General features: G+C 48.8%; 23 protein-coding genes. 15 read left to right on the plus strand and 8 right to left on the minus strand.

Annotation, left to right across the window (positions count from 1 at the left end):
• Positions 1-11 precede the first annotated feature (11 nt).
• Positions 12-2,021, minus strand: a complete 2,010-nt coding sequence (locus KME11_10225; protein ID MBW4515590.1) for a serine/threonine protein kinase — start codon at positions 2,019-2,021, stop codon at positions 12-14.
• A gap of 139 nt (positions 2,022-2,160) precedes the next feature.
• On the opposite strand from KME11_10225, the gene KME11_10230 reads away from it, so the two are divergent.
• The 3 genes from KME11_10230 to KME11_10240 all read left to right on the plus strand — a co-directional run bounded on the left by KME11_10230 (position 2,161) and on the right by KME11_10240 (position 4,365).
• Positions 2,161-3,090, plus strand: coding sequence for an alpha/beta fold hydrolase (locus tag KME11_10230; protein ID MBW4515591.1), 930 nt, complete (start codon positions 2,161-2,163; stop codon positions 3,088-3,090).
• Positions 3,091-3,286: 196 nt separating this feature from the next.
• Complete coding sequence (locus KME11_10235; protein ID MBW4515592.1) at positions 3,287-3,859, plus strand: ISAs1 family transposase; 573 nt, start codon at positions 3,287-3,289, stop codon at positions 3,857-3,859.
• Positions 3,784-4,365, plus strand: a complete 582-nt coding sequence (locus KME11_10240) for an ISAs1 family transposase (protein MBW4515593.1) — start codon at positions 3,784-3,786, stop codon at positions 4,363-4,365. Before KME11_10235 ends, KME11_10240 begins: the two co-directional genes overlap by 76 nt.
• 59 nt (positions 4,366-4,424) lie before the next feature.
• Here the strand turns inward: KME11_10240 and KME11_10245 are convergent, their stop codons facing one another.
• Together KME11_10245 and KME11_10250 are read right to left on the minus strand one after the other, a co-directional pair.
• Complete coding sequence (locus tag KME11_10245; protein ID MBW4515594.1) at positions 4,425-4,841, minus strand: HNH endonuclease; 417 nt, start codon at positions 4,839-4,841, stop codon at positions 4,425-4,427.
• The gene (locus KME11_10250; GenBank protein ID MBW4515595.1) at positions 4,834-5,250 is read right to left on the minus strand and encodes an STAS/SEC14 domain-containing protein; all 417 of its coding nucleotides are present in this window, start codon (positions 5,248-5,250) and stop codon (positions 4,834-4,836) included. Before KME11_10250 ends, KME11_10245 begins: the two co-directional genes overlap by 8 nt.
• Positions 5,251-5,488: 238 nt before the next feature.
• On the opposite strand from KME11_10250, the gene KME11_10255 reads away from it, so the two are divergent.
• The 6 genes from KME11_10255 to KME11_10280 all read left to right on the plus strand — a co-directional run bounded on the left by KME11_10255 (position 5,489) and on the right by KME11_10280 (position 11,592).
• The gene (locus KME11_10255; GenBank protein MBW4515596.1) at positions 5,489-7,681 is read left to right on the plus strand and encodes a phosphoketolase; all 2,193 of its coding nucleotides are present in this window, start codon (positions 5,489-5,491) and stop codon (positions 7,679-7,681) included.
• 400 nt (positions 7,682-8,081) lie between these two features.
• Positions 8,082-9,050, plus strand: a complete 969-nt coding sequence (locus KME11_10260) for an SDR family oxidoreductase (protein ID MBW4515597.1) — start codon at positions 8,082-8,084, stop codon at positions 9,048-9,050.
• 145 nt (positions 9,051-9,195) lie between these two features.
• A complete protein-coding gene (locus tag KME11_10265) occupies positions 9,196-10,572 on the plus strand; it encodes a UDP-glucose/GDP-mannose dehydrogenase family protein (protein ID MBW4515598.1) in 1,377 nt (458 codons plus the stop codon).
• A gap of 179 nt (positions 10,573-10,751) precedes the next feature.
• Positions 10,752-11,027 carry a hypothetical protein gene (locus KME11_10270; GenBank protein MBW4515599.1) on the plus strand — a complete coding sequence of 92 codons (276 nt, stop codon included), beginning with the start codon at positions 10,752-10,754 and terminating at the stop codon, positions 11,025-11,027.
• A 73-nt stretch (positions 11,028-11,100) separates the two neighbouring features.
• Positions 11,101-11,295 (plus strand): hypothetical protein, encoded by a 195-nt coding sequence (locus KME11_10275; GenBank protein MBW4515600.1) that lies wholly within the window; start codon positions 11,101-11,103, stop codon positions 11,293-11,295.
• Positions 11,296-11,436: 141 nt separating this feature from the next.
• Complete coding sequence (locus tag KME11_10280; protein ID MBW4515601.1) at positions 11,437-11,592, plus strand: hypothetical protein; 156 nt, start codon at positions 11,437-11,439, stop codon at positions 11,590-11,592.
• Positions 11,593-11,696: 104 nt separating this feature from the next.
• On the opposite strand, the gene KME11_10285 is transcribed toward KME11_10280, so the two are convergent.
• From KME11_10285 to KME11_10300, 4 genes are all read right to left on the minus strand, one after another.
• Positions 11,697-13,166 carry a trypsin-like peptidase domain-containing protein gene (locus KME11_10285; GenBank protein ID MBW4515602.1) on the minus strand — a complete coding sequence of 490 codons (1,470 nt, stop codon included), beginning with the start codon at positions 13,164-13,166 and terminating at the stop codon, positions 11,697-11,699.
• Between the two features lie 403 nt (positions 13,167-13,569).
• Positions 13,570-14,478: a Ycf66 family protein gene (locus KME11_10290; protein ID MBW4515603.1), complete on the minus strand. Its 909-nt coding sequence runs from the start codon at positions 14,476-14,478 to the stop codon at positions 13,570-13,572.
• Positions 14,468-14,668, minus strand: a complete 201-nt coding sequence (locus tag KME11_10295; GenBank protein ID MBW4515604.1) for a Ycf66 family protein — start codon at positions 14,666-14,668, stop codon at positions 14,468-14,470. Before KME11_10295 ends, KME11_10290 begins: the two co-directional genes overlap by 11 nt.
• Before the next feature lie 230 nt (positions 14,669-14,898).
• Entirely contained in the window at positions 14,899-15,018 is a 120-nt protein-coding gene (locus KME11_10300; GenBank protein MBW4515605.1) for a photosystem II reaction center X protein, read from the minus strand.
• Positions 15,019-15,429: 411 nt separating this feature from the next.
• On the opposite strand from KME11_10300, the gene KME11_10305 reads away from it, so the two are divergent.
• The 6 genes from KME11_10305 (at position 15,430) to KME11_10330 (ending at position 20,221) form a co-directional block, all read left to right on the plus strand.
• Positions 15,430-16,161: a response regulator transcription factor gene (locus tag KME11_10305; GenBank protein MBW4515606.1), complete on the plus strand. Its 732-nt coding sequence runs from the start codon at positions 15,430-15,432 to the stop codon at positions 16,159-16,161.
• Positions 16,162-16,267: 106 nt separating this feature from the next.
• Positions 16,268-17,302 carry a phosphate acyltransferase PlsX gene (gene plsX, locus KME11_10310; GenBank protein ID MBW4515607.1) on the plus strand — a complete coding sequence of 345 codons (1,035 nt, stop codon included), beginning with the start codon at positions 16,268-16,270 and terminating at the stop codon, positions 17,300-17,302.
• Complete coding sequence (locus KME11_10315; protein MBW4515608.1) at positions 17,302-18,312, plus strand: beta-ketoacyl-ACP synthase 3; 1,011 nt, start codon at positions 17,302-17,304, stop codon at positions 18,310-18,312. Before plsX ends, KME11_10315 begins: the two co-directional genes overlap by 1 nt.
• A gap of 53 nt (positions 18,313-18,365) precedes the next feature.
• Positions 18,366-19,256, plus strand: a complete 891-nt coding sequence (fabD, locus tag KME11_10320) for an ACP S-malonyltransferase (GenBank protein ID MBW4515609.1) — start codon at positions 18,366-18,368, stop codon at positions 19,254-19,256.
• Positions 19,256-19,894, plus strand: coding sequence for a 1-acyl-sn-glycerol-3-phosphate acyltransferase (locus KME11_10325; protein MBW4515610.1), 639 nt, complete (start codon positions 19,256-19,258; stop codon positions 19,892-19,894). The genes fabD and KME11_10325 overlap by 1 nt, the downstream gene beginning before the upstream one ends.
• Before the next feature lie 21 nt (positions 19,895-19,915).
• Entirely contained in the window at positions 19,916-20,221 is a 306-nt protein-coding gene (locus tag KME11_10330; protein MBW4515611.1) for a DUF2288 domain-containing protein, read from the plus strand.
• Here the strand turns inward: KME11_10330 and gshA are convergent.
• Positions 20,218-21,354: a glutamate--cysteine ligase gene (gshA, locus tag KME11_10335; GenBank protein ID MBW4515612.1), complete on the minus strand. Its 1,137-nt coding sequence runs from the start codon at positions 21,352-21,354 to the stop codon at positions 20,218-20,220. The two genes, KME11_10330 and gshA, sit on opposite strands and share 4 nt — an antisense overlap.
• Position 21,355 lies beyond the last annotated feature (1 nt).

The raw sequence follows: 21,355 nt of genomic DNA on the forward strand, positions 1-21,355 counted from the left end.
ATCATTTTCATTTACTGTTTAATCTGCCAGATTCTGATGGTTTTGCTGCCGCTGCCTGTGGCGATCGCTCCCTCTAGGCTAACCACAAAATAGTTAATCTCTTCCTCGTAGCCTGTTAGCGTTTGCTTTACTTGCCCTGTTTCCAAATCCCAAATTTTGAGAGTTTGATCCCCACCGCCACTAATTAAGGTTTTACCATCGGGTTTGAGAACGATCGCATTAATAACACCGTTCTGTTTGGTTAAGGTACGCGGTGCGGCAGCGTTGTCTAAATCCCAGATTTTAATAGTTTTGTCGGCGCTGCTGCTAATCAAGGTACTGCCATCAGGGCTAACCGCCAACGCATTGACAAAGCTAGTATGACCTTTGAAGGTGCGAACATTCTTGCCAGTGTCAACTTCCCATTGTTGGATAATGTTGTCCACACCACCACTAAAGAGCGATCGCCCATTGGGGCTAAAGACCACTCCATTCACAAAGTCTTTGTGCCCCATCAATGTCCGTATGGCAGTACCCGTTGTTAAATCCCAAAGTCTGACTGTTTTATCTGCACTTCCACTTGCCAGAATTTTACCGTCGGGGCTAATATCTAGGGCGTTGATATAGCCTTGATGCCCTTGCAGGGTCTTAAGTTCTTTTCTAGAGGCTAAATCCCAAAGTTTGATAGTAGTTTCGGAACTGCCACTCACCAAAGTTTTTCCATCAGGCGTGATGGCGATCGCATTAATATAGCCTGTGTGTCCCATTAGAGTCTGAAGAGGTTTTCCAGTCTCAAAATTCCACAGTCGAATACTACTATCGGCGCTACCACTCACTAAAGTTTTTCCATCGGGGCTAAGGGCAAGGCAATTGACGAAACTTGTGTGCCCTTTCAACTCCCTGAAACCAGAAATTTTTTCGGTACGATGATTTGAAAAAAATTGAGCATAGTAGGTTTGCTTCAGTCCGTAGCCACCAATCATCAGGATGGTCAGAGCAATCGCGCCTCCTAGCCACCAGGGTTTTCCTGCTTTTTGAATTACTTCACCTTGACGCACTGTCTCTTTATTGATCCGTCTGACAATAGTAGAAGGCGTGAGTTGTGTCGGATGGAGTTGCTCAGCCACACCGATCGCCAGTTTTGGTAGCGTATCGAGAATTTCTTGAGTATCTTGGGGGCGATCGCAGACTCGGTTAGCAACCAATCGATCAATAAAATCTGCAAACGCAGGCGATAAATTAGGCGCATATTTTCGCCAAGTTAGCTCATTGTTAAAATAATCGTACATCCCTATATCAGTTGGCTGGCTACCTGTGAGCAGATAGATTAAAGTGCAGCCCAAAGCATAAAAATCAGACTGAGGAACAGCCTGTCCTTTTTCTTGCTCTGGCGGTGTATAGCCTGCCGAACTAATGCGAGTAATACCGCCCGTTTTACCCACCTGCTCTAGATAAGTGAACGTCATTTCGCGGGCAGTGCCAAAATCAACCAGAACGATTTGTCCAGTCGATCGCAGCATAATATTCTCAGGCTTAATATCTCGATGGAAATAATTTTTTTGGTGTACTAAGTGGAGTACCTCTACCAATTGCTTCAACCAGTTCAAAGCCTGTTTCTCGCCAATGGGATTATGCCCTTGTTGTCGCATCCACTCGCGTAAGTTCAACCCATCAATTTTTTCCATCATTAAGCAATGCAGTGGATCATGGCTGCCATGAGGAAAGTATTGAAAATATCCATCCGACTCTATCGCCGGAACGCTAGGATGAGCTAACTGACTTAGAACTAATGCCTCTTGGCGAAACAAATCTACTGCTTTTGAGTTGTTTCCGTATTCTGGCTTTAAAACTTTGAGCAACTTAGGCACGCCGCGCTCAAATGCCTCGTAAACAATGCCAAAGCCACTCTTATTATTAATAAGGCGCATAACACGGTAGCGCCCTTGCAAGAGTAACTCTGAACGGCAGCTTTGGCAAAATAGCTGAACCTCGTTCTCTGGGTGCTCAGGCTGAGGACATTGGGGGTTAATACAAAGGCTCATGGGAAACTGGCTTGTAGATGCATCTAGATAAGGGCAAAGCTTACGATATCAATATACCCAGAGGGATAAATTCTACGACTTGTTCACGGGTAGCTTGTTTATCAGTCAGATTTATTGGTCAGATCAGGGAGCAACAGGCATGACAGAATTTCAGCAATCCTTAGCAGATCTCTCGAAGGCAGAGGTCTGGAATTTGCCCCTTGGCTCACAGCGTGATTGGGTTTGGAGAGGTTGGCAAGTTCGCTATACCCATCTTCGGGGCGGCAAAGACCACGCGCCGATGCTCTTGCTTCACGGGTTTGGTTCGGCTCTGACCCAATGGCAAGAAAACTTTGTGCCTCTTAGCCAATTGCGCACTGTCTATGCCTTGGATCTCCTAGGATTTGGGGGTTCGGAAAAGGCGACTGCACCTTATAAAATTAGCTTTTGGGTCGAGCAGGTTTACGAGTTTTGGCGCACTTTTATTCATCAGCCTATTGTGCTGGTAGGGCATTCTCTGGGGGCATTGGTGGCATTGGCAGCGGCGATCGCTCATCCTGAAATGGTGCAAAATTTGGTGTTGGTTACCTTGCCTGCTGCCCGACAAGAGCTATTGCCCACCCTACCTCACTGGCTCCAATCGATCGCGGGCGAAGCCGAAAGTTTCTTTGCCTCTCCTTTGTTGATAGGAGTGTTGTTTCAATTGATCAGCCGACCCAAAGTGATTCGGGCAATTTTGCGAACGATCTATGTCAACAAAGACCGGGTGACAGAAGAATTGGTAGAAAGCTTCCTGGCACCAGGGCGCGATCGTGGGGCAGCCCAAACCCTGAGCCGCCTCACCAAAGCCAGAACCCAAAACGACTTTAGCCCCCTCACTAAAGAACTGTTGCCTCAAGTTCAAGTCCCCACGCTTGTCCTTTGGGGCACCGAAGATCGAGTCATTCCCCTAACTTGGGGGAGACAACTCCCGGCTCTTAACCCACTCCTCAAGCTAGTCGAAATTCCTAATGGGGGTCACTGTGCTTATGATGAGTGCGCTGAACGGGTAAATGAGGAGATTCTGGTGTGGTTACAAGATAGTGTTTAAGAAGGGGATCTTTTTAACGGATGTTCACCCAGAGCAAAAAGCGCGCGGCGTAGATTCATTAAGCCTTGTCGATTTAGGGAGTTGCAATTAAATAACGCCCCGAATCGCCCCCTAAATCCCCCATTTTGGGGCAGGGCTGATCTACTGATGAGAGAAAATACATACTGAAAGAGTCTTCTCGTTGGAGTTTACGCTCATGAACCTCATCCAGCATCTTCAGACCGTCCGAGACTATCGCACGCAACCCGAATATCCCCTCTGGGTCATTTTGGTCTTAGTGATCATGGGCACCATGAGTGGCTCTACAGGCTATCGCCCCCTGGCTGATTTCGTTGAGCGGCATCAAAGCGACCTTTTAGATCTCATGGGTCTGCCTCAAGAGAGACTCCCGAGTTTATCGACCTTGCGACGGATCATGGTGCGAGTCGATTTTGTCTCCTTCACCGAGGCGTTTAATCAGTGGGCACAAGAGCACTGTCCACCCGCCCCCACTGAGCAAGTTGCGGTGGATGGCAAAGGCATCAAAGCCAGCTTGCAAGATTATGACCAGTCTTATCAAGACTTTGTCAGTGTCGTTTCCGCCTTCAGTGTTCAGCAGGGCGTGGTGCTAGGCTTAGAGCCAATGCGCAATGGTGAGTGTAGTGAAATCAAGACCGCTCAAGTGTTGCTAGAGAAACTGCAACTCCAGGGTGTTTGCTTCAGTCTCGATGCCCTCCATACTCAAAAAAAACAACGCAGCAGATCATTGCCAGTGGCAATGATTACTTGATTACGGTGAAAGGCAACCAGCAGACTTTGTTTAACCAGTTGCAGACTCAGTTTGAACAACTGCCACCGCTCAGTGTTGACCATCAAAGTGAACGGACGCGGGATCGAGTGACGCACCGTCGGGTCAGCGTTTTAGACCAAATTCCCGCCCTCGACCCGCAATGGATGGGCATCCAACGGATTGTTCGAGTGGAGCGAACAGGCACTCGGGCGGGCAAACCCTATGATGAGACAATGTTTTACATCAGTTCTTTGAGGTTAGATGCGGCGGGTTTTGCCCAACAGATTCGAGGGCACTGGCAAATAGAGAATCGGCTGCACTGGGTCAAAGATGTAGTGCTGAAAGAGGATGAATCGCCTCTCTGTGATGGCAATGCCTCGGTCAATTTTGGAATTGTCCGCACTTTCGGAGTCAATCTTTTTCGGCTCAATGGGTTTGATTCCATCACGAAAGGACTGCGCTTCCTTGCCCATGATGTCGGGAAGCTATTTTCCTTCTTTCAATAGATCAGCCCTGCCATTTTGGGGGACTTTGAAAGGTTCGGAAGTCCCCCAAAATGGGGGATTTAGGGGGCTGAAAAGTCAAAGCATCCCACTGGGGTTTTATCTTCACGCAACTCCCTTAGGTGCAATACCTCGATTGTCGCTCGTCCAACTGAGGTCAACCCAATCACCATCATGGAGTCAGCAGTCCAAGTAAAATGCTCTTGCCAAAGCTGTTGGCGAGGGTTAAATAAAGGAACAGTTTGCTCTGTTATGGGATCAATGCCTAGGACTTTAGCATATTTGTGATTATTACAGCCCTGACAAGACAGTACCAAATTTTCTAAAGTTGTCTTACCTCCTTCATGGCGCGGGAGAATGTGTTCGACTGAGAAGGATTGGGTTGCAAAATCCATTTGACTGCAACAGTACTCACAACATCGTCTCGCTCTAGCGATAACGACTCGGCGTTGCTCAGCCGTTACCCGATCTTCAGGCACAAGCAGGCGGACAAATATTTAAATCTTGCATAATTTCAGAGAGCGATCGCCTCCGTAACCGTCCTAGTTCTCCCAAGGATCTAATGCGATCGGCATCTAGGTGCTCTATCTCGTCTGTAAGTTGGATCAATTCTGTGAGGTCTTTATCTGACAGTTCTTCATCTGATAAGGTCAGCCTTTGTTTTTTAGCTACTAATTCGTTGAAACGACCTTGAACTTCATCAGAAATTCCTTGGTTAATTTTTACAAGTAGTTCAGATTCAGAGATCGACAAACTAGGAACCTCTCGCTGAGCACGAAGCTTTAAGACCTCGGTTACAAACGTCTCTAAGTCTTGGGAGGACATTTGTTCAACCGCTTTTAAGATCTCATCTGCTGAAACTTGAGCTTCAACTCGAATAACAGTCATAGGTTAAAAGTTGACGATGTAATCTGAATGCTTTCACGATATCGCAATCAATTCTCGAAAGTGTGAAATCAGTCTTTAAAACTCAAAACCGCAGAAAGCTCAATCCTTTCCATCACAAATTTCTGGGTAGCAAACCACGATCGCAGTCTCGCGCACACCCATCAAGCGATAGTATCGAGTACTAAGCGATTCTTAAGTCCGGGGCGCTTATCCATCCTGCGAGAGGTATTTTTTATTTATGACTGTCACCCAAGCTCCTGCTTTCTGCGAAGGAATTCAATATTTTAGTGAAACACTGCCAGGGTTCGATATCTATGGCAAAACTCCTGCCATTGCCGAAGGCAGTCAGGCGATCGCCAATTCCACTGATCCCAGCGCCGTTTATCAAACGCTGCTCTATGCCGATGCCTTACGGTATTTAACCCTACAAATCACAGCTAGCAAAGCATCGGGGCACCCTGGCGGTTTTGCCAGCCAAGCAGAGGCTTATGCAGCACTGGTAATGCTGGGGCACAAAAATATCTTGACCGAAGTAGGACACCATGCGCCGGGTTTTTACAGCGCCATGTTTTTAGACCGATCGCTAGAAGCAATGGAGATTAAGACGGTGCAGCAGGCGCGCGATCGCTTCCGTGAACAGCACGGGCTACTCGGTCACCTTTCCGGTTATATTCCCGGCATCCTTGCGCCCGCCGGGCCCCTAGGGCAAGGACAGCACTTTGCCATGGCAGCCGCACTCCTCCACCGCGATACCCTTTTCCCTTTTACACTGGGCGATGGTGGCATGGGTGAACCCTACCCCATGAGCAGCATGGCGCACTTTCACACGGCTTATCCTCAGGTTACAAATTTCTTGCCTGTCCTGGTTTGGAACGGCTTTTCCCAAGAGCATCACAGTATGGTGTCGCTGCAATCCAACGATCGCATGACGGCGTACTGGCAAGGCAACGGCTTTGAAGAAGTCATTCTGATTGATGCTAAAGAGTTTGATGACCAAAACCAATCCGGTGCATACATCGACAGCACCATCTTCTCGCTAGAACAGCGAATGGCGTTTGCACAAGCAGTGCTAACAGGTATGGATAAGGCAGCTAAATCTGCCCTGGGTGGCAAACTCACCGTTTTCATCATCAAACAACTAAAAGGCGCTGGGGTTCACGCTAGAGGAGCAAAATCACATAACCTTTATGCCCACCACACGATCGAAAACGCCGATATTATTGCCGGGTTGCAAAGCTGCGCTTTAACGGTTCCAGCGTGGGAGCTAGTCCGGACAAACTGTGAGCGATCGGGCGGTGGGTCTGCCAGTCAAGTGGCGGTGACAGAATCGGTGCTGCCATTGATAGATTTGGGAGAGTTATCGTTAGAAGAATATGCGATGGGAGAAGCGAAGGTTTCAACGACAGCGATCGGGCGGCTGGTAGGAGAAGTAGGAGGACGCGATCGCTCTTACTTAGTGACCAACGCCGATGGCAACGAAGCTTCTGGAATTGCCAACATCAATCAAGCGCTCAAAATTAATCACCCTACCGCCGATCCTCTCTATAATCAGGCTCCAGGCGGTCAGGTCTACGAGCCATTAAGCGAAGATGCCTGTGCTGGGCTGGCAGTTGGGCTAGCACTCATGGGTTCTCGATCGCTTTGGTGTTCCTACGAATCCTTTGCAGTCAACGGGCTACCCATTTGGCAAACCGTTACTCAAGCAATGGCAGAACTCCGCCGTCCCACGCCTTCTACTATGACATTGTTTACGGCAGGAGCATTGGAGCAAGGACGCAACGGCTGGACGCACCAACGTCCCGAAATCGAAGCATACTTTGCAGCAATGATGCGAAACGGCAACATATTCCCGGTCTTCCCACCCGATGCCAACAGTGCCCAAGTCTGTTACGAGTGGGGGCTAACGACTCGGAATAAAGGCATTGTCATCACGGCTAGTAAGTCACCCTTACCCATTCGGACGACGCTAGCGCAAACTCGTCAAGCGTTGCAGGATGGTGCAGTGGTGCTGAAGGAAACGCCAGGAGCCAAAACCGTTGTGTTTGCGGTAATTGGCGATATGACCCTACTACCCGTTTTTGAGGCAGCCACTCATCTCGAATCCCAAAACATTGGCGTGCGGATTGTTTCAGTCATTAGCCCCCGTCGCCTTTACCGTCCTGATGACGTGGCGTGGAGCACTTGCTCTGAGCCAGATGGCGGCTTTTTAAAGGATGATGAATTCGATGCGATGTTCGGTGGCGATGCTGTGATTGGGGTAACGGGTGGACCAAGCAATATGCTAGAGCCAATCATGCTTCGTAGCCCTGCCAAACGCGATACGCTGGCTTGGAAGCGTGGAGAAACCACGGCAAGCGCGGGCGAATTGATGGCGTTTAATGGTATTACGGCTGGAGCACTGGTGCAGCGAGCGATCGCTCTGACTCTTTAAACTTAATCTGCTGACTCATTCCTTAAAGGCGATCGTATCTGACATGGAGGCGATCGCTTTTTATATCAGCCAGAAGCAAATTAGCAACTAGTCCAAAGATGCCTAAAGAAGATTCTCTTGTGCACATTGAAGTTATCCACCCAATAATTTGAAAAGCCTTAAAGATTCTGTAAAATTTGAGACTTACGTTTAAGAGAAATTGGCTCGACCGCATAGACTGTCTATGTATTTACCGTTTAGTAGCTTCAGTACCCACGTAATAGCATTGGCTACATTTCAGACTTACGAATGTTTTAAGATTTTGAGGTTGGCTGTAAAGAATCAGAAGCTAGAGGGAACTCTAGAGCTACCTGGTTCTACTTGCGGAAGACTAGCTGTACACACAGAGCTGTAGAAGATTATGCGAATTTTAGTCACAGGTGGTGCGGGTTTCATTGGCTCTCACCTCATCGATCGATTAATGAATCAGGGACACGAAGTTCTCTGCTTGGACAACTTTTACACAGGGCACAAGCGGAACATCTTCCACTGGTTGGACAATCCTTATTTTGAGTTAATCCGCCACGATGTAACCGAACCGATTCGCCTTGAAGTTGACCAGATCTATCATCTAGCTTGTCCAGCATCTCCAGTTCACTACCAATATAATCCTGTTAAAACGATTAAAACCAATGTGCTGGGAACTATGAATATGCTGGGCTTAGCCAAGCGCGTTAAGGCACGGTTTTTACTTGCCTCAACCTCCGAAGTCTACGGCGATCCCGAGATTCATCCTCAAACTGAAGAATATCGCGGTAGCGTTAACACGATTGGGATTCGGAGTTGCTACGACGAAGGCAAGCGAGTCGCAGAAACCTTGGCATTCGACTACCACCGTCAAAATGATGTCGATATCCGTGTCGTGCGGATTTTTAACACTTACGGGCCCAGGATGCTCGAAAACGATGGTCGAGTCGTTAGCAACTTTATTGTGCAAGCGCTCCGAGGGCAACCTTTAACCATCTACGGCGAAGGTTCCCAAACTCGCAGCTTTTGCTACGCCTCTGACTTAGTTGAGGGCATTATGCGATTGATGAACGGCGACCAAAAGGGCCCTATGAACTTAGGGAACCCCGGCGAATACACCATTCTAGAACTGGCAAAAGCGGTTCAGCAGATGGTTAACCCTGATGCTCCGCTTAGGTTTGAGCCTCTTCCCCAAGACGATCCGCGTCGTCGTAAGCCTGACATCACCAAAGCCCAGTCTTGGCTAGGGTGGGAACCTACTGTTTCCCTTATGGAGGGCTTAAAGCTGACGATTGAAGACTTCCGCCAGCGGATGGGTGAGGATGCTGTGCAAAATGGCTCAGTGTCGGCTCCTAGAGTTTAGAGCGTTAGTTGACTGACAAATCTGTGGAAGGAGGGCGATCGCCCTGCGGCTTTTGAAGCGATCGCCCCTTATCTTCTCCCATCTAGTTTCCTGATTTCTTGTTTCTGTCATCGAACTTAGTTGTTTATCATTGAGGATTAACTCCATGCGCGTTTGTGTCATTGGTACTGGATATGTTGGCTTGGTTACAGGCGTTTGCCTCGCTCACATTGGACATCACGTCATTTGCGTAGACAACAATGAGGAGAAAGTGAAGCTGATGCAATCTGGGCAGTCCCCGATTTTTGAACCGGGACTTTCAGAATTAATGCAAGGCGCGATTCAAGCTCAAAATATTGAATTCACCACTGATTTGGCGGCTGGAGTTTCCCACGGTGAAATTCTATTTATTGCAGTAGGTACGCCTCCTTTGCCCACCGGAGAAAGTGACACTCGCTATGTCGAAGCAGTTGCTAGAGGCATTGGTGAACATCTCAATGGCGGCTACAAAGTTGTGGTCAATAAATCTACGGTGCCCATTGGTTCAGGCGACTGGGTGCGAATGATTGTCTTAGACGGGATCGCAGAGCGGCAGAAGTCATTGGTTCCTGCTGGCGGCGGCATCAGTGACATAGCGGCAGATTTTGATGTTGTTAGTAATCCCGAATTTCTGCGGGAAGGGGCGGCTGTACTGGATACCTTTAATCCAGATCGGATTGTGCTAGGAGGCAACAGCCCACGAGCGATCGCCATGATGAAAGAACTCTACGCTCCGATTGTTTCCCGCGAGTTTGCCCAAGACAAATCCTTGCCTACCGTTCCGGTTGTTGTCACTGACCTTAGCTCAGCAGAAATGGTCAAGTATGCCTCGAATGCTTTCTTAGCGACCAAGATTAGCTTTATCAACGAAGTCGCAAACATTTGCGATCGCGTGGGTGCAGACGTAACTCAAGTCGCTAAAGGCATTGGGTTGGATTCTCGCATTGGTAGTAAATTTCTTCAAGCAGGAATTGGTTGGGGGGGGTCTTGCTTTCCTAAAGACGTATCGGCGCTTATCCATACCGCTGATGATTATGGTTATGAAGCCCAGTTACTCAAGGCTGCCGTTAGTGTGAATCAACGGCAACGCCTGATTGCCATCGAAAAACTACAGCAAGCACTCAAAATCCTCAAAGGAAAAACTGTTGGACTCTTAGGGCTTACCTTTAAGCCAGACACTGACGACCTCCGCGATGCACCTGCGCTGGATTTGATTGAACAACTGCATCGTCTGGGCACCAAGATTAAAGCCTTCGATCCGCTGGTTTCCCAAACCGGAATGCGTCATGGCTTGTCAAACGTGATGGTAGAAACCGATGAGGAGCGCTTAGCAGATGGCTGCGATGCCCTTGTCCTCGTGACTGACTGGAAGCAATTCCGAACCTTAGATTACGACAAAATGGCAAAGTTAATGAATAACCCTGTCATGATCGACGGTCGAAATTACCTTGACCAAGAGACTTTAGAAAAGGCAGGGTTCCGCTATATCGGTATTGGTCGCTAGTCAGTTCCCTCTTCCCATCTTCCACCCTCAGATTCTTACAATCTGGGGGTTTTTAGTGAGCAATCATAGTGAGAATTTTCGGAACATAAAGTTGGTATAAACTTGCGATCGCTTTATATCAGAAAAGCCGTATTTATACGTAGAATAAAGCCATCATTTAGCAACCTTTAAGATCGCTCATGCTGCCGCAGGTTATCAATCAACAATCAGGACAACTATTCAAGTTTTGGCGTAACGGAGTTTATACCGGAATGCGTCATGGCAACGACCTCTACGCCTGCTACCGCACCTATCCTATAGAAGGCAGATTGAAAGCCTATGACTTAGGATGTGGACTTTTGTTAGAAGGCATCCAAACTTGCATTACTTGCTCGGCTTTTCATTACATCGTTTGGATCAGCCTTCGCGCTCCCTTGCCATTAAGTCCTCACGGTCGAAGTTCTTCGGCACTATAGGGTCAAGCTTTAGTTGCCAAACAGGACAGTACTCTGTTACTTGTGGAAAGCTACCCTTTACAAACTGCGTTTCATGAGTCTCGACGAACCCCCTACGCTGCTTCAAACCACAACCCAGACTTCCCAGCCAAATGATTTACCTAGTTTTGGATGGACAGCCTACGCTGAGCAAACTAATGGGCGTTTTGCCATGATTGGGTTTATGTCCCTGCTCCTGTTAGAATTCATTACAGGTCAAGATTTCTTGACATGGATAGGTTGGCGATAGGAAAATTCACTCTGACAGCAATTAGTTGCTTTAGAACATCAATTCTGTAAATTATTTTGTAGCTAAAGCTACAGATTCGTTTTTCTTATAGTATAATTAGGGAAAAGTGATACTACAGAACGTATTCTAGGACTACTTGCTATGAACAAAAATCGTCAGGAAACCATCAAAAAAGCTGCTCAAGCTCATCAAGTTAATATGCAAAGAAACTTGCAGCGTCGATTAGAAGCTGCTCAAGCGAAAGGTGATGAAGCGCTGATTCGTCAGCTAGAAGCAGAAGCGAAGTACATTGGCTAAGCTATTGCTTCACCTGTTCTCTCTTGTGGTCATAGAATTGTTTAATAAACCCTCTCTTGCGCACGTCACAAGAGAGGGTTTACTTCATCTGTATCTTGTAAAGGCTAACGGATGCTTAGGGTGTACTGCCCTCGTCCTGTGCTGTCGTAGGTGTTAGCAATAATACGATAAGTTCCAGTAGAAGGAAGCGTTACTGTTAAGGCTGAGTTCATTGTATTTGCAGAAGCATCATCGTTTTCCGCAATTTTTTTGCCGTCCGGGTCAAGCAGAATTAGGTAGGAATCAAACTCTCGGCTTTCTAGCGAAATTGAGACGCGTTGCCCTGCGTTGCCTTGAAAAGTGTGCTCTTGGTAGGGACTACGATCGCTCTGCAAAACTCGGGAGTTTGCTCCTAAGCTGCCTTGAATTTGTAGCGGTAAACTTCCAGATGCTTGCTGAGAGGCATTGGGTCTAGGTGTCGAGCCGCTGCCACCGCCGTTAACCGTACTGCTCCCACCATTCACCGCAGCTTGGAGGCTATAACGCCCCATTTCTCGAGCACTACTGGTGTTTGCCAGAACCGTGTAGGTGCCATTTTCAGGCAAAGTAACGGTCAGCTTAGCGTTCTTTCCACCTGCACCATTGTCATCTTGTCCCAAATCGTCTCCATTGGGCGACAGCAGAATCAGGTAAGCATCTAACTCGCTGCTGGTCATTGAAATGACAATTCTTTGTCCTGCCTTCCCCTCAAACGTGTACCGAGCGTAGTAGCTATTATCGTCTTCGAGAACGCTGCTGTTAGAATCTAGTCGCCCTTGAACTGGCGCACCATTTAGCGTGATAGATTGTGCGACAAGTCCTCTTCCAGGAGTCTGAGAAGCATTACCGTTTCGCACTGCGGTTAAGAATGGCTGAATGCGATTGGTGTTAATGGCAAATCCAATTCCAATGTTGCCCGAGTCTCTAGAGATGGCGTAAATGGAGGTATTGACCCCAATCAGTTGCCCTTGACTATTGAGTAATGGTCCCCCTGAATTGCCGGGGTTAATGGCTGCATCGGTTTGAATTACGCCTCGCTCATTGTCAAGGCGGCTAACAATGCCTGTGGTAAAAGTTCCCTCTAAACCAAATGGGCTACCGATCGCAAAGGCTTTTTGCCCCACTCTGGCAGTTGCAGAAGCCAAAGGGATAACAGGAAAATTATTGCCCTGAACGCGAACAGCCGCTAGATCTAGCCCATCTCCATAGCCCACAACCCGACCTTCTAAAGTCCTGCCATCTTCTAGGCGAACTTTAACAGTACGAGAGTTACCGATGACATGAGCGTTAGTCAAAATTAAGCCATCAGCAGAGATGATGCTACCGCTACCTGTACCATCATCTGATTCAATAGAGACGACAGCAGGACGGGCATTAGCGTAGACCCGTTCGCTGGTTGCTTCATCGGCATCTTGAGCCCAGGCTTGGTGAGAATACCCAAATTGCTGAAGGCTGAGAATTTCTATAGGTGTAGCCCCGTTGAGAAAGGTGAACCCAATGGCAGTTCCTAAGATGGCAAATCCTGAAGTTGCAAATTGACGGAGTTTGATGTTCATGTTTGTCATTACATAACGATTATTGTATTGGGGACGTTAGTAGCTACTTGGGAGCGATCTCTATGAGATACCCGCAAGGGATCGCCAGTTCCTCACACCTTCTTAGCACTTCACACCTTCTATACCGATATCCAAGCTAAACGTTGAAAAATCTGTAAGAATATACGTCACTCTTCAGAAATACAAGCCAGATGCTCCCTCGATGAAGTATCTACTTCTTTATTACTGCCTATTTATCGGAGAAACTGTCAAGGTTGATCACGATTTAAAGCTTTAGGGTAAGTCTAGATAGTGTGCCCGTCATTAAATAACCAGACTCTACTACAAACTAAAAAGTGCCAAGTCTTGAACTATTGTTCTGACTTAGCACCTCTTGATAGAAATTGTTTGTTGAACTGCAAGCTTATTCGTAGTCTCTAGCGCCACCTGATTCAGGGCGATCGATGGGCTGATAGTCTACGTAGTCTGAAGATGGCTCTGATTTACGTCGCTGGCTTGATGGCGGACGAACTCTCTCAACACGAGATGAGTTAGTGCGGGCTGAATTAGAACGCTCTGAACTAGGACGGACAGAACTTTCACTAGGGCGAGAAGCGCCATCAGCACTATTCTGCCGAGGGCGACGAACAGGCTTCTCGTCCTCATCCCAAGAAGGTGTGTTGCCGGGACGATCGCCAGCTAAAGGTCGCTCAGCAGAACGATCGAGCGGCAAGGAGCGAGCCGCGCGGAGACGGGGGCGACGATCTTCCTCGTTGTCCACTATGGGGCTACCGTTTAGAGAACCTCTGGGGCGACGGGGCACGTCGCCAGCATATTCGTTACGCCGAGTCGTTCGCCGACTGCCTTCCCAATCATCATCCCGACTATCCTGCCCGCCCCGAATCCGGCGGCTGGTGCGCTGGTCTTCCAACAGCGTTAGATCTTCCAATTCTGCACGATAGACGCGGCTGACGGGGCGATCATCATCCACCATCGGAGCACCACGGCGGGACATATCTCTGCCACTACCCCACCCCCACACACCGTCCAGCATTCCACGTCGCGCTCCTACATTTTTTGGCTGGCGAGCCTGGATATTTTCCCACATCAGCGCGATCAACGCGCCGATCATCAGCAACTGCTGGAACGACATTCCCAAAGATAGGTCGAAGGCCGAGCCGAACAAAATCAACGCACAGACCATGCCAATAATGGCGTAAACGCTGTCTGAATCTCGCTGAATTTCGGGCTTGAGCCGCCCAAAAACAAATAGGGCGATCGATGCCACCAATAGGATTAAGCCGAACAACAAGGCGGGTGTATTAAAATTCACAGTGGTTTCCTCTCGTGACGCGGGACGTTCCTAGGGGGAACGTGCCCTGATGCTGGGCGATCGCCGCGAAGAAAATATCTTGATCTCTGGCGAGGGTGGGGCGCAGTGTCCGTAGAAGATAAAGCCCTACGTCCGAAAGCACCAGAATAATGCCTAGTATGCTACCCAGCCCGAAGCTAGAGTTGATCATCGCAGTTCTCCGTGACATGTCCCTATGTTAGCGACTGTAAGAAAAGAATTTCTTGATTTCAGTCAAATACTTTCTTGGATAGACTACCCTAACCTACCCATTCGCACTGAAACAGCAAGTCCGACCAGTCGAAATACAAGCAGTACGACAGACCAGTTTAATTAACTATCCTGTGCTTTAACTTGCAAACAACTTTGTCGGACTTCGCTAGTGATAGATAACCTGGGATTTTAAGAGCGTTGGATTTTGTCTTTTTGGCTAATGAAGATGAGCCCAACGGTAGCGGGGATCACTACAATCACTACGCCTGCAAGAAGACTGTAAAGGAAATTAGCTAAAGAGGGGGTCATAAAGTTTTACCTTTAGGGTTAAAGCAAGGTCTGCATTAATAATCTTATCGATCTGTTAATCCTTTGAGAAGATCTTTAGAGAATTAGGTTGGCGATCGCTCCAGAATTCTGCTGATGATCCCCAAAAGTCTATTGAACTGGGTAGCTTACCCATTGGCTATCAATGCGGAGCCATTCGGTTAACAATCTGCAATGCTAGGGGAAAAGTTTACATTTCTGGCTTAACCCAGTCGGGATAAAATATCAGTACGTCACAAATCTTTGACATGGCTGAGTCAACCTTAAGAAACTCGTAAATGTAGGAGTAATGAGAGATTCGGCGATCGATCTCCATTTAGATGAGTTAGTATCCTAACCATAACGTGACGAAATTTAACAATGGAAGTTGTGCTTTAAGGAGTGTTAAACAAGTTGGAGAATCACAAAGAAAAAATATTAGTGGTTGACGATGAAGCTAGCATTCGTCGCATCTTAGAGACTCGGCTCTCAATGATTGGCTACGATGTTGTCACCGCTGCCGACGGGGAAGAAGCGCTAGAAACCTTTCGTAATGCCGAACCGGATCTAGTTGTCCTGGATGTCATGATGCCCAAGCTAGACGGCTATGGGGTTTGTCAAGAACTGCGCAAAGAATCTGACGTGCCTATTATTATGCTGACAGCGCTAGGAGACGTGGCTGACCGCATTACGGGCTTGGAATTAGGTGCCGATGATTACGTTGTCAAGCCGTTCTCCCCCAAAGAACTAGAAGCCCGCATTCGCTCAGTTTTGCGGCGGGTCGATAAAGTCGGCAGTTCTGGAATTCCTAGCTCAGGCGTTATTTTCATCAATAGCATTCGGATTGATACGAATAAGCGTCAAGTCTACAAAGGCGATGAGCGGATTCGGTTGACCGGGATGGAGTTTAGCTTACTAGAACTTTTAGTAGGGCGATCGGGCGAGCCGTTCTCTCGTTCTGAAATTTTGCAGGAAGTTTGGGGTTACACCCCAGAGCGCCATGTCGATACCCGCGTAGTCGATGTGCATATTTCCAGGTTGCGGGCAAAGTTAGAAGATGACCCCAGCAATCCAGAGTTGATTCTGACTGCAAGAGGCACAGGCTACCTGTTCCAGCGGATTACTGCACCCGGTGAAACAGAGTAGTTCTTCTCCTGGATTTCCCCAATTTGCCTGACTGCACCAAATCTCGGCATCAATGGGGATATTCCATCTGATAGAATTTTTGAGGTTTCTATCACTTTGATTATCAATGGGATCGACTCAGGCAAGGATCGCAGTAGACGCAATGGGGGGTGACTATGCCCCCGATGAAATAGTGGCTGGAGCGCTTAGGGCACAGGCTGAGTTGGGCGTGAAGATTTTGTTGGTGGGCAACCCTCAACAGATTGCGGCATCAATGAAGCACCATAGCTCCTCTCTTCAGTTGGAGGTGGTTCCTGCTGAAAGCATTGTAGAAATGCACGAGGAGCCATTAAGCGCCATTCGCAAAAAGCCCAATGCCTCAATTAATGTGGCAATGAATTTGGTGAAGCAGGGGCAAGCAGATGCCGTTGTTTCAGCGGGGCATTCGGGGGCAGCAATGGCGGCGGCGCTGTTGCGGCTAGGACGGCTGAAAGGAATTGAACGTCCGGCGATCGGCACAGTTTTGCCAACCATCATGGCGGGTAAGTCGGTGTTGATTTTGGATGTCGGCGCAAATGTCGATTGCCGACCTAAGTTTTTAGAACAGTTTGCGGCAATGGGGACGGCATATTCTCAGTATGTGCTGGGCATAGATGAACCTAAGGTGGGGCTGCTGAACATTGGCGAGGAGCCTTCTAAGGGCGATGAATTAGCGCTGCGAACATATCAGCTTTTAGAGCAGAATCCAAACATTCCTTTTATTGGAAATGCAGAGGGGCGCGATGTCCTTTCGGGCAAGTTTGATGTGATTGTCTGTGATGGGTTTGTGGGAAATGTGCTGCTCAAGTTTGCTGAGGCTGTGGGTGAGATTCTGTTGCAAATTTTGCGAGAAGAAATGCCTAGAGGCTGGCGCGGCAAGTTAGGGGCGTTGATTCTGAAGCCAAATCTGCGACGGATTAAGCAACGGGTTGATCATGCAGAGCATGGTGGCGGGTTGCTGTTGGGAGTGAATGGAATTTGCATCATCAGTCACGGTAGCTCTCAGGCTCCTTCTGTATTTAATGCGATTCGGTTGGCGAAGGATGCGGTCGATAACGATGTCTTAGATCGAATTCAGTCGCAGTACCAAAAGATTGAAGCCACTGCCCCCGACGGAGAATAATGTCACAGCAATCAGGAATTGGCATTGCTTTTATAGGGAGTGGTTCAGCCGTGCCGAATATGGCACTGGATAATCACGCCCTGAGCCAGGTTGTAGAAACTTCGGATGAGTGGATCGCCTCTCGGACGGGGATTCGCCAGCGTTATTTGTCTGGAGTGGATGGGTCTTTACGGGCGATCGCCACTCAAGCTGCGCAGAATGCCCTTGACATGTCCGACGTTTCTGCTGCCGAGATTGATTTGATCATTCTTGCCACCTCTACGTCTGATGATTTGTTCGGCACGGCTAGTCAAATTCAGTCAGACTTGGGGGCAATGAAAGCCGTTGCCTTTGACCTGACTGCCGCTTGTTCTGGATTTGTGTTTGGCATGGTGACCGCCGCCCAGTTTATTCGGACAGGCACCTACCGCAACGTGCTGCTGATTGGGGCGGATATTTTGTCGCGCTGGGTGGATTGGAGCGATCGTCGGACTTGCGTGCTGTTTGGGGATGGAGCGGGTGCTGTCGTGATGCAGGCTTGTGCGGAGGGAGAGAGCGATCGCCTTTTGGGGTTTGAAATCCGCAGTGATGGCAGCCAGAACGACTGCCTGACCTTGGCGTATCAAGCCGAAGCAAGAGAATTAACGGATGGCGTAACCGTTGGGCAAGGGACGTATCAGCCCATTGCCATGAATGGTCAAGAGGTCTACCGTTTCGCCGTTAAAAGAGTCCCGGAAGTCATTGAAAAAGCGCTCCACCGGGCAAGTCTTACCACTGACCAAGTAGACTGGCTGTTACTCCATCAAGCTAATCAACGCATTCTTGATGCCGTTGCCCAACGTTTGAGCATTCCCAATGAAAAAGTCATCAGCAACATGGCGAACTATGGCAACACGTCTGCTGCCTCTATTCCCCTCGCGCTTGATGAAGCGGTTCGCCAAGGTCGAGTTAAGGCAGGCGATGTCATTGCGGCTTCAGGATTTGGGGCAGGGCTAACTTGGGGTGCTGCTATTTTTCGATGGGGTAAGTAGCTTCTTTAGACTCGTTTAAGTTCGTTTATTTCACTTCTTTTATTTGAACCGCAATGACTAAAACTGCATGGGTGTTTCCAGGACAAGGTTCTCAGGCGATCGGGATGGGAGTTGATTTATATGATTTGCCTGCTGCTCAAGAAAAATTGACGCAGGCTGAGAAAATTCTAGGTTGGTCGGTTCCTGAAGTTTGCCAGAACCCAGAAGACAAGGTGTCTAAAACGCTCTACACGCAGCCCTGTCTGTACACGCTGGAAGCAATTCTAGTAGATTTACTGCGATCGCAAGGTCAAACGCCGCAGATTGTTGCGGGTCATAGCCTGGGCGAGTATGTGGCGCTCTATGCCGCTGATGTGTTTGATTTTGAAGCGGGGTTACACCTGGTAAAGCGGCGGGCAGAACTCATGGATCATGCCTCAGACGGCACAATGGCAGCGCTATTGGGGTTCGACCGAGAGCAGTTGGAAGCGGTGATTGCCCAAACTCCAGGTGTGGTATTAGCAAACGATAACAATGAGGTTCAGGTTGTGATTTCGGGCAGCGTAGAAGCGGTAGATGCGGTAATCGCCCAAGTTAAGACAAAGCGATCGCTGAAGCTGAATGTCAGTGGGGCATTTCATTCGCCGTTCATGGCAGCGGCAGCGGCAGAGTTTGAGAAAGTTTTAGAATCGGTGCCGTTTCGAGATGCGCGGGTGCCTGTTTTAGCAAATGTGGAACCCAGTCCAGCGATCGCAGCTACAACTTTGAAAGAACGCCTCAATCGCCAAATGACGGGCGCGGTGCGGTGGCGAGAAATTTCCTTGCGGCTTTCTAAAGAGGGCATGACGCGAGTCGTAGAAGTAGGGCCGGGGAAAGTCTTGACTGGAATTATTAAGCGTACTTGTCCAGATTTAGTCTTGGAAAATGTGAGTGGATTGGCTCATGTGTCGTCATGTCTGCCATAATTACCGCTGAACGTGAGCCGTTGATTAGCCAAGTGTTCTATCACTTGTTCAAGTGGGCGATCGTTAGTCCCGTGCTACATGCCTACTTTCGGGGAAGGGTTTATGCAGCGGAACAGGTGCCCCAGAAAGGCGCACTGATTATTGTGGCAAATCATGCCAGCGATTTTGACCCACCGCTGCTGTCAAGCTGTGTTCGTCGTCCAGTGTCATACATGGCGAAAGAAGAACTTTTTCAGGTTCCTGGGTTAAGTCAGGCAATTCAAGTCTATGGGGCGTATCCGGTGAAACGAGGTTCGCCCGATCGCAGTGCCATCCGGGCGGCTTTAGCCCAACTGGAAGCAGGATGGGCGATCGGGCTATTTTTAGAGGGGACACGCACTTCTGACGAGCGCATTCCTACTGCAAAGCTAGGTGCAGCCATGATTGCCGCCAAGGCACAGGTACCGCTGCTGCCTATCAGTCTATGGGGAACGTCAAGAATTATGCCAAAAGGCAGTCGGTTTCCTCAGCCTGTACCGATTACGGTGCGGGTTGGTGAGTTAATTGCCCCGCCTGCTTCAAGCAAACGGGAGGAGCTGGTAGCAGTGACGCAAAAATGCGTAAAAGCGATTCATGCCCTGCATGATTTAGGACGCTAAAAGTAATTGAGGGCTAAAAGCATGGAGAACTTGAGGGCGGATCTAGAAAAGCTGTTGGATGAAGCAGAGTGGGAGTGGCTAATGCCCCATGCCCAGCGCGATGTCGTGGTGGTGGTTGATCCAGGGTTGGATCTGTTGGATGTGGGGGTGGCGATCGCTTCTGACAACACAACGTCGGTGCAGCATTGGATTGGCGAACAGTTGCTCAGTAAGCCTTCACCTGAGCAAATTGTAGAGTGGGCAGGCGATCGCACTCGGCGGTTCAAGGCGTTGATTGTACAGCCCTATGTATTAGTACAAGACGAACTGAGTCTACAGATTAATTAAGCGACCAAAGGCTGGCAGATGTCATCGGAGAGGGCAGCCTCTTGAAATTCCATCGTTCCAATTGCCTGAGTGAGCACTTCAGAAGGGGTTAAGCCCTGATCAATTTTCTTGAGCCATCGCTGCGCTTCATTCCCTTCTCTCAAAATTTTCTTGAGGGGAGAAAGGAAACAGCTAAAGCCTTTAGATTTGGCAAATCCCCAAACTTCTTCGTAGAGATCTGTAATCCAATCTCTAGCCAAAATGGGGCGACCATCTTTCCAGTGGCGCAGTTCGGCATCTAAGCTGCGATGGGCTGCGGCAAGTTCATTGGCATCAGTCAGAGCAACTAAATCCTCAGTGCTGAGTGAGCTTCCTTCCAGCGGATCAAGACTAGGATCTTCTAGAAGCTGCGTCAGTCGGGCTTCTAGCAAGGCAGTGATAGCGAGAAGGGCGATCGGGTCTGTTACTAGATCAGAAATGCGTAGCTCTAGACGATTGAGATTATAAGGACGGCGATCGCCATTGGGGCGCACTGCCGACCATAAATGCCGCACGTTCTGCATCGTGCCTAACACCAACTGCTCTTCCGTCCATTGAATATAGTGGCGATGGCTGTTGAACAACGGTACATGGGCAGGCGTTTTAGGAAAGACGCTCCACCGCGAAGAATGACTGCCTGTAACTTTGCCATCCAAGAAAGGCGAAGATGCGCTGAGAGCCAGATAGAGCGGGGCTTCTACCCGAATTAGACGACAGGCACGCATCAGTTTTTCGGGGTCGCTGATGCCGATGTTAATGTGAATACTGGCGGTCACAACCGTGGTGCCGTAGGTTTGCTCAATGTAGTCATGGTAAGGATTAGCAGGATCAGAGCGGTAGAAGCGATCGCCCCCGCCCAAGGCTAAAGTACTGCCCGGAATCAAAGTGTAGTTGCCCAGCTTTTCTAAGTACTGCCTAAGCCGCACACGCGGACGCACTAGCTCGCACAGCAACCGCTCGTAGCGACAGAAGGGAGCCGTTGTGTACTCAACATTGCGACTATCCGGTTCGCGGATAAAGCCATCTAAGTCCGCCACAATTCTGTCTGAAAGACCGACAATTTCTCCTTGGGGCGTACCCGTGTACATTTCGACTTCAAAGCCTTTGGTTAACATG

The sequence above is a fragment of the Timaviella obliquedivisa GSE-PSE-MK23-08B genome (genome assembly GCA_019358855.1).
Taxonomy (GTDB): domain Bacteria; phylum Cyanobacteriota; class Cyanobacteriia; order Elainellales; family Elainellaceae; genus Timaviella; species Timaviella obliquedivisa.